We start from the raw sequence: 6,324 nt of genomic DNA on the forward strand, positions 1-6,324 counted from the left end.
TGCGCGATACTGGGATTGAACCAGTGACCCCTACCGTGTCAAGGTAGTGCTCTCCCGCTGAGCTAATCGCGCGGGGGGTGCCAGGAACTCCGAGGGAGCCCTGCCTGTGTGCGCGATACTGGGATTGAACCAGTGACCCCTACCGTGTCAAGGTAGTGCTCTCCCGCTGAGCTAATCGCGCGGGGGGTGCCAGGAACTCCGAGGAAGTCCTGCCTGTGTGCGCGATACTGGGATTGAACCAGTGACCCCTACCGTGTCAAGGTAGTGCTCTCCCGCTGAGCTAATCGCGCAGGGACGATCCGAAGACCGAGATCCGAAGATCGGTGCGCGATACTGGGATTGAACCAGTGACCCCTACCGTGTCAAGGTAGTGCTCTCCCGCTGAGCTAATCGCGCGGGGAGGCCCTCCCGGTCGAGACCGGAAGGAACCTCTTGGAGGTGGAGACGGGATTTGAACCCGTGTACACGGCTTTGCAGGCCGTTGCCTCGCCTCTCGGCCACTCCACCAGGCAACTTCTGAAGAACGATCTTACCCGTTCCCCATCGAGCGGACGACGAGATTCGAACTCGCGACCCTCACCTTGGCAAGGTGATGCTCTACCAACTGAGCCACGTCCGCCTGTCTTCCTGGAAGCCCTTCCGGTTTTTCCCGGCTGCGCTCCCTGGCGACGTGTTGAACTCTAGCGGATTCCGGGCCCAGCTGAAAAATCCGTTCCCGCAGCGTGGCGCGGGGGTGGCCGCCGGATGCCCAACCGTCCGCCCCGGCCGAACCGTTCCGGCAGGCCTCCGACCTAGACTTTTGGTACCGGGGCGAACCCCCGGCGCCCACGCCCGCGCTCGCGCGGGCGCAACGGGCAGCACCGCAATCCGCGCAGGAGAACCGTGTCCGGCCGCACCGCCCCGCTCAGCCCCCACCAGCCGATGGCCCGCTTCGCCGGACGCCTCGCCACCGGACTGCGCGAAGTCACCCACGACCCCGCCGCCCTCGACCGGGGCGGATTCTGGGCCGTCGCCCACGACTTCGAGGGCCGCCTCACCTGCGCCCGGTTCGACGAGGTCCGCCCCGAGCCGGCCCCGCCCGCCACCCAGTACTGGCGCGGCCCGGCCCCGGACAGCTGGCACAGCTCCCTCGACGCCGACGCCTACCGCGCCGGAGTGCGCCGCATCCGCGCGCACATCGCCGCCGGCGAGGTCTACCAGGCCAACCTGTGCCGGATCCTGAGCGCGCCCCTGCCCGACCCCGACCGCACCGACATCGACGCCCTCACCGGACTGCTCGCCGCCCACAACCCCGCGCCGTACGCAGGAACGATCCGCCTCCCCGAGCACGGCGTCGAAATCGCCACCGCCTCACCCGAGCTGTACCTCGGCCGCCACGGCCGCACCGTCCGCTCCGGCCCGATCAAGGGCACCGGCCGCACCGAGCACGACCTGCTCGACAAGGACCACGCCGAGAACGTGATGATCGTCGACCTGGTCCGCAACGACCTCGGCCAGGTCTGCGACACCGGCACCGTCACCGTCCCCGACCTGTGCGTGGTCGAGAAGCACCCCGGCCTGGTCCACCTCGTCTCCACCGTCGAAGGACGCCTGCACGCCGACGCCGGCTGGCCCGAACTCCTCGACGCCACCTTCCCGCCCGGCTCCGTCACCGGCGCCCCCAAGAGCAGCGCCCTGCGCATCATCCGCGACCTGGAGACCGCCCCCCGCGGCCCCTACTGCGGCGCCATCGGCTGGATCGACGCCGACCGCGGCGAGGGCGAACTCGCCGTCGGCATCCGCTCGTTCTGGATCGAACGGGACAGCGGCCGGCCCGTCCTCAAGTTCGGCACCGGCGCCGGCATCACCTGGGGCTCCGACCCGGAGCGCGAATGGCAGGAAACCGAACTCAAAGCCGCCAGGCTGGTGGCGATAGCCTCCACCGGCACCCCCGCATGACCGCAAGGAGCAACACGCCGATGATCTGGGTCAACGGAACCCTCACCACCGAGGAGCGGGCCACCCTCTCCGTCCTCGACCACGGACTCACCGTCGGCGACGGCGTCTTCGAGACCGTCAAGGCCGAGCACGGCGAACCCTTCGCCCTCACCCGCCACCTCGACCGCCTCACCCGCTCCGCCCGCGGCCTCGGCCTCCCCGACCCCGACCACGACCGGGTCCGCGAGGCCTGCGCCGCCGTCCTCGCCGCCCAGCCCCTGCCGCTCGGCCGCCTGCGCATCACCTACACCGGCGGCCCCGCCCCGCTCGGCTCCGAACGCGGCGACAGCACCCCCACCCTGGTCGTCGCCCTCGGCCCCGCCAAGCGCCGCCCCGACACCACCGCCGTCGTCACCGTCCCCTGGCGCCGCAACGAACACTCCGCCGTCACCGGCCTGAAGACCACCTCCTACGCCGAGAACGTCGTCGCCCTCGCCGCCGCCCACCGCGCCGACGCCTCCGAAGCCCTGTTCGCCAACACCACCGGCCTGCTCTGCGAAGGCACCGGCTCCAACGTCTTCCTGGTCCTCGACGGCCGCCTGATCACCCCCACCCTCGCCTCCGGCTGCCTCGCCGGCATCACCCGCCAACTCGTCATCGACTGGACCGGCGCCGAAGAGACCGACGTCCCCCTCGAAGCCCTCGCCGACGCCGAGGAAGTCTTCCTCACCTCCACCCTCCGCGACGTCCAGGCCGTCACCCGCGTCGACGCCCGCATCCTCCCCGCCATCGGCCCGGTCACCCGCAAGGCGATGGAGATCTTCACCGATCGCGCCGCCCAGGACCACGACCCCGCCCGAGTGCGGTAGAACCAGGCAGGGAACGGGAAAGGGGGCCGGTATGACAACCACGTTGCGGCCGGACGGGGCCGAGGAGGCCGCGGTCAACAACGGCCGGACGCGGCACTGGCACATCATGGTCAACGGCCACCCCGTGGGCGGTCTGCGCACCACCGCCTGGCCCGGGAACGGTTTCTGCCGGGGCGAGATCAGCGAGCTCGAAGTCACCGAGGGCCGCCGCCGGGGCCGGGGCACCATCGGCGTGCTCGCCGCCGAAGAGGTGCTGCGCTCCTGGGGCTGCACCCGGATCGACCTCACCGTGCCCGCCGAGGCGGAGGCCGGCCTGGGCCTCGCCCGGAGCCTCGGCTACACCGAGCGGATGCGCAACCTGATCAAACCGCTCACCGAACTCCCGCAGACACCGGCCGAGTTGACGGTGCGTCCGATCGGCCCGCAGGAGTACCCGGCCTGGCAGGAGGAGGCCGTCGAGGGCTACCGGCAGGAGCTGATCGAATCCGGCCTCGGCGACGCCGAAGCGACCGCGAAGGCCGAGGACGACCACCACCGCGCCCTGCCCGACGGCCCGCACACCCCGGACACCGTGCTGCGGCAACTCCTCGACGCCGAGGGCCGGGTCCTCGGCTGCCTCTGGGTCGCCCTCCGCCAGGACCGCCTGCCCGACGGCAGCCCGGTGGCCTGGGTGATGCTGGTCGAGGTCGCCCCGGAACACCGCGGCCGGGGCCACGGCCGCACCCTGATGCGCCTCGCCGAACGCGAATGCCTCACCGCCGGCGTCCGCCACCTCGGCCTCAACGTCTTCGCCGACAACGCCACGGCGATCGCCCTCTACGACTCGCTCGGCTACCGGGTCACCCGGCGCATCCTCAGCAAGCCGCTGCTCTGACCGGCCCCGACCGCCCCGCCCCCCTGCGGGGCGGTCAGCCGCCCAGCAGCTCCACGATGCGCTCCCGCAGCCCCTCCTGGGACTGCCCGCCGTCCAGCCGCTTGCCGCCCACCACGTACGTCGGCGTGCCCTTCACACCGATCGCCCGCCCCTCGGCCACGTCCGAATCGACCAGCAGCATGTGCCGGCCGTCGATCAGCGCCGTGTCGACCTCGTCCGCGTCCAGCCCGACCGAGGCCGCGATCGCCACCAGCGCCTGCGCCCCACCGCGCTCCACGTCCTCCAACCGCCCCAGCAGCGCCTCGACGAACTCCCAGCCGCGCCCCTGCTCGAACGCCTCGGCAGCGGCCTCCGCCGCCGGATAGGCGAACTTGTGCTTCTCCAGCGGGAAGTGCCGCAGCTCGACGGTCAGCGCGTCACCGAACCGCTCGCGCAGCGCCCGGACGTCGTCCAGCGCGGTACGGCAGTCGGGGCACAGCAGGTCGGACCAGAACTCGACACGGGGCAGGGGGGAATCGCTCATGCCTCCAAGTCTCCCAGGTCCGCCGCCCGGCCCCGACCAGGCACTGCGCCCCGACCGGGCAACTGCGCCGCGCTCAGCGCCCGCCCGTCGCCACCGCCCCGGCCTCCGCCGACCGCTGCCTGGCCCGGTACGCGGCCACGTGCAGCCGGTTGCCGCAGGTGCGGCTGTCGCAGTAGCGGCGGGAACGGTTGCGGGACAGGTCCACGAACACCCGCGCGCAGTCCGGCGCCTCGCAGCGCCGCAGCCGCTCCAGCTCGCCCGCCATCACGATGAACGCCAGCGCCATCCCGAGCTCGGCGGCCAGGTGCCGGCCGATCGCGGCGTGCGGCGCGAAGTAGTGGATGTGCCACCCGTGGTGGTCGTGGTTGGTCAGCCGGGGCGTGGTGCCGGCCTCGGCGACCAGCGCGTTCACCAGCTCCGCGGCCCGCTCGACGGTCTCGGCCGAGAACACCTCGCGCAGCCGGTCGCGCAGCTCGTGCACGGCGGCCAGGTCGGCCGGGCCGAGCGAGTCGATCTCGCTGATCTCCTGCCCCACCACGAAGGCCCCCAGCGCCGTCACATCGGGCAGCTGCTCGCTGCCGCAGGCCTCCGGCGCGGTGTTCAGCAGCTCCACCAGGATGCTCAGCGCGCATTCGGTGTCATGGGTGATCAGCACGTGGGAACTCCTCACGCGGCGACGGCCCGAGGACCGCCGCGTCGGTCAACGCGGGGGCCGACTCTACCGGCCCGCGCCGCCGTTCGGGCCAGGACGCGACCCGTCCCCCCGGGGTGCCCCGCCCCGAGTGCCGATCCGCCCCCGCCGCCGGGCAGGCCTTGGCCCCGGGCGTCCGCTCCGTGAGGAGGGAACGCCCGGGGCCGGCCCCGAGGCCGCCGGCGGGCGGCACTGAACTGCGACCGTGCCCCCGAGTAGGACGGTGCGCATCGAGGCGATCCCGCCGCCGCGCGACGGCGGGCCGTATCTCGTTCTGGGTTCAGCTCTCGGCGAGGATGTGTGACAGCTCCCGGTCGAGGTCGAAGTGACGGTGTTCGGTGCCGGGCGGCACCGCGGCGTCCGTCCGCTTGAGGAAGGACTCAAGCGCCCGGGCCGGGGCCTCCAGCAGTGCCTCTCCTTCTGGAGAGCTCAGGGCGATGCAAACCACGCCTTGACCATGGCTGCGGGACGGCCACACCCGGACGTCGCCGGTACCGGTCGGTCGATGCAGCCCCTCCGCGAGGAGGTCGCGGGCGAACACCCACTCCACGGTCTCGTCGGCTCCGGTGTGGAACGTCGCATGCACGGCATAGGGGTCGGCAGTGTCGTAGCGCAGGCCCGCGGGGACGGGCAGTGAGGACTCGCTGGACACGATGAGGCGCAGGTGCAGCTCGCAGCTGACCGTGGTGTTCATAAGCGCCAGGGCCTTTCGCTCAGTGTGCGCTCGGGGAATCGCACGTCGGCGAACGGACCATCCCACCTGAAAGCCCGGTGTAAACCCGTCTGTCCCGATTCCGGTGCGAGTCGTACCCCTTCCGGCGGATTGCGGAATCCCCCGAACGGCCGGGCCGCCCACCCGCCGGAGCGGTAACGGCAGGGATTACCGGCGGTCGCACCGGACGGCCGGCCAGGCGGCTGGAGGAACGCACGAAGCTGCCGCCGGCGGACCCGTCCGCACCGCCGCCCCGTCCGCGACCCCTCCCGGTCGCCCCTGGTCGGAGCAGCCGGGGCCGGAAGGACCCGGGCCGGGCCCGGCGAGGGGCCGGGGGTGGTCGGAGCACCCGCGCGGATGGGGTAATGTTCTTTCTGCACCCGGGCGATTAGCTCAGCGGGAGAGCACTTCGTTCACACCGAAGGGGTCACTGGTTCGATCCCAGTATCGCCCACCGGAATGCAAAGGCGTAGGGCTCCGACTTGTTTATCAGGTCGGGGCCCTACGCCTTTTCCGCGTTCCCCGGCCCGAGTTCTGACGGACATTCAACGGGCCCGCCCCGCGCGGGAGCTATTCAACGGACCTGTCCGGCACGGGATCTGGGGGGCCGTCGGGGAACGGATTGGATACCCGGGCCCAAGTGGTGCTACTGTTCATCTCGTTGCCCGGGCGATTAGCTCAGCGGGAGAGCACTTCGTTCACACCGAAGGGGTCACTGGTTCGATCCCAGTATCGCCC

The 6,324-nt window shown here is 71.7% G+C and carries 6 protein-coding genes and 8 tRNA genes; 5 read left to right on the top strand and 9 right to left on the bottom strand.

Annotated elements, in window-relative coordinates; genetic code table 11:
• The 6 genes from ACWEMJ_RS33415 to ACWEMJ_RS33440 all read right to left on the bottom strand — a co-directional run bounded on the left by ACWEMJ_RS33415 (position 1) and on the right by ACWEMJ_RS33440 (position 619).
• Positions 1-72, bottom strand: a tRNA-Val gene (locus tag ACWEMJ_RS33415).
• Between the two features lie 37 nt (positions 73-109).
• Positions 110-181: transfer RNA gene (locus ACWEMJ_RS33420), tRNA-Val, on the bottom strand.
• A 37-nt stretch (positions 182-218) separates the two neighbouring features.
• Positions 219-290: transfer RNA gene (locus ACWEMJ_RS33425), tRNA-Val, on the bottom strand.
• Between the two features lie 34 nt (positions 291-324).
• Positions 325-396: transfer RNA gene (locus ACWEMJ_RS33430), tRNA-Val, on the bottom strand.
• A 37-nt stretch (positions 397-433) separates the two neighbouring features.
• Positions 434-507 (bottom strand) — tRNA-Cys (locus ACWEMJ_RS33435).
• Positions 508-546: 39 nt separating this feature from the next.
• Positions 547-619: transfer RNA gene (locus tag ACWEMJ_RS33440), tRNA-Gly, on the bottom strand.
• Between the two features lie 302 nt (positions 620-921).
• On the opposite strand from ACWEMJ_RS33440, the gene ACWEMJ_RS33445 reads away from it, so the two are divergent.
• From ACWEMJ_RS33445 to ACWEMJ_RS33455, 3 genes are read left to right on the top strand one after another with little or no spacing between them, the layout of a single operon-like run.
• On the top strand, positions 922-1,938 hold the full coding sequence (locus ACWEMJ_RS33445; RefSeq protein WP_452140909.1) for a chorismate-binding protein: 1,017 nt from the start codon (positions 922-924) through the stop codon (positions 1,936-1,938).
• A 20-nt stretch (positions 1,939-1,958) separates the two neighbouring features.
• Entirely contained in the window at positions 1,959-2,786 is an 828-nt protein-coding gene (locus ACWEMJ_RS33450) for an aminotransferase class IV (RefSeq protein ID WP_452140905.1), read from the top strand.
• A 31-nt stretch (positions 2,787-2,817) separates the two neighbouring features.
• A complete protein-coding gene (locus ACWEMJ_RS33455) occupies positions 2,818-3,660 on the top strand; it encodes an N-acetyltransferase family protein (protein WP_452140906.1) in 843 nt (280 codons plus the stop codon).
• A gap of 34 nt (positions 3,661-3,694) precedes the next feature.
• Here ACWEMJ_RS33455 and ACWEMJ_RS33460 read toward each other — a convergent pair whose 3' ends face one another.
• The 3 genes from ACWEMJ_RS33460 to ACWEMJ_RS33470 all read right to left on the bottom strand — a co-directional run bounded on the left by ACWEMJ_RS33460 (position 3,695) and on the right by ACWEMJ_RS33470 (position 5,568).
• Positions 3,695-4,183, bottom strand: a complete 489-nt coding sequence (locus ACWEMJ_RS33460) for a DsbA family protein (protein WP_452140907.1) — start codon at positions 4,181-4,183, stop codon at positions 3,695-3,697.
• Between the two features lie 73 nt (positions 4,184-4,256).
• Positions 4,257-4,838, bottom strand: coding sequence for a CGNR zinc finger domain-containing protein (locus tag ACWEMJ_RS33465; protein WP_452140908.1), 582 nt, complete (start codon positions 4,836-4,838; stop codon positions 4,257-4,259).
• A gap of 316 nt (positions 4,839-5,154) precedes the next feature.
• Positions 5,155-5,568: an SsgA family sporulation/cell division regulator gene (locus ACWEMJ_RS33470; RefSeq protein WP_030056266.1), complete on the bottom strand. Its 414-nt coding sequence runs from the start codon at positions 5,566-5,568 to the stop codon at positions 5,155-5,157.
• Positions 5,569-5,968: 400 nt separating this feature from the next.
• Here ACWEMJ_RS33470 and ACWEMJ_RS33475 point away from each other — a divergent pair.
• Positions 5,969-6,040 (top strand) — tRNA-Val (locus ACWEMJ_RS33475).
• Between the two features lie 213 nt (positions 6,041-6,253).
• Positions 6,254-6,324: transfer RNA gene (locus tag ACWEMJ_RS33480), tRNA-Val, on the top strand.

This window comes from Kitasatospora sp. NPDC004531 (assembly GCF_053602195.1).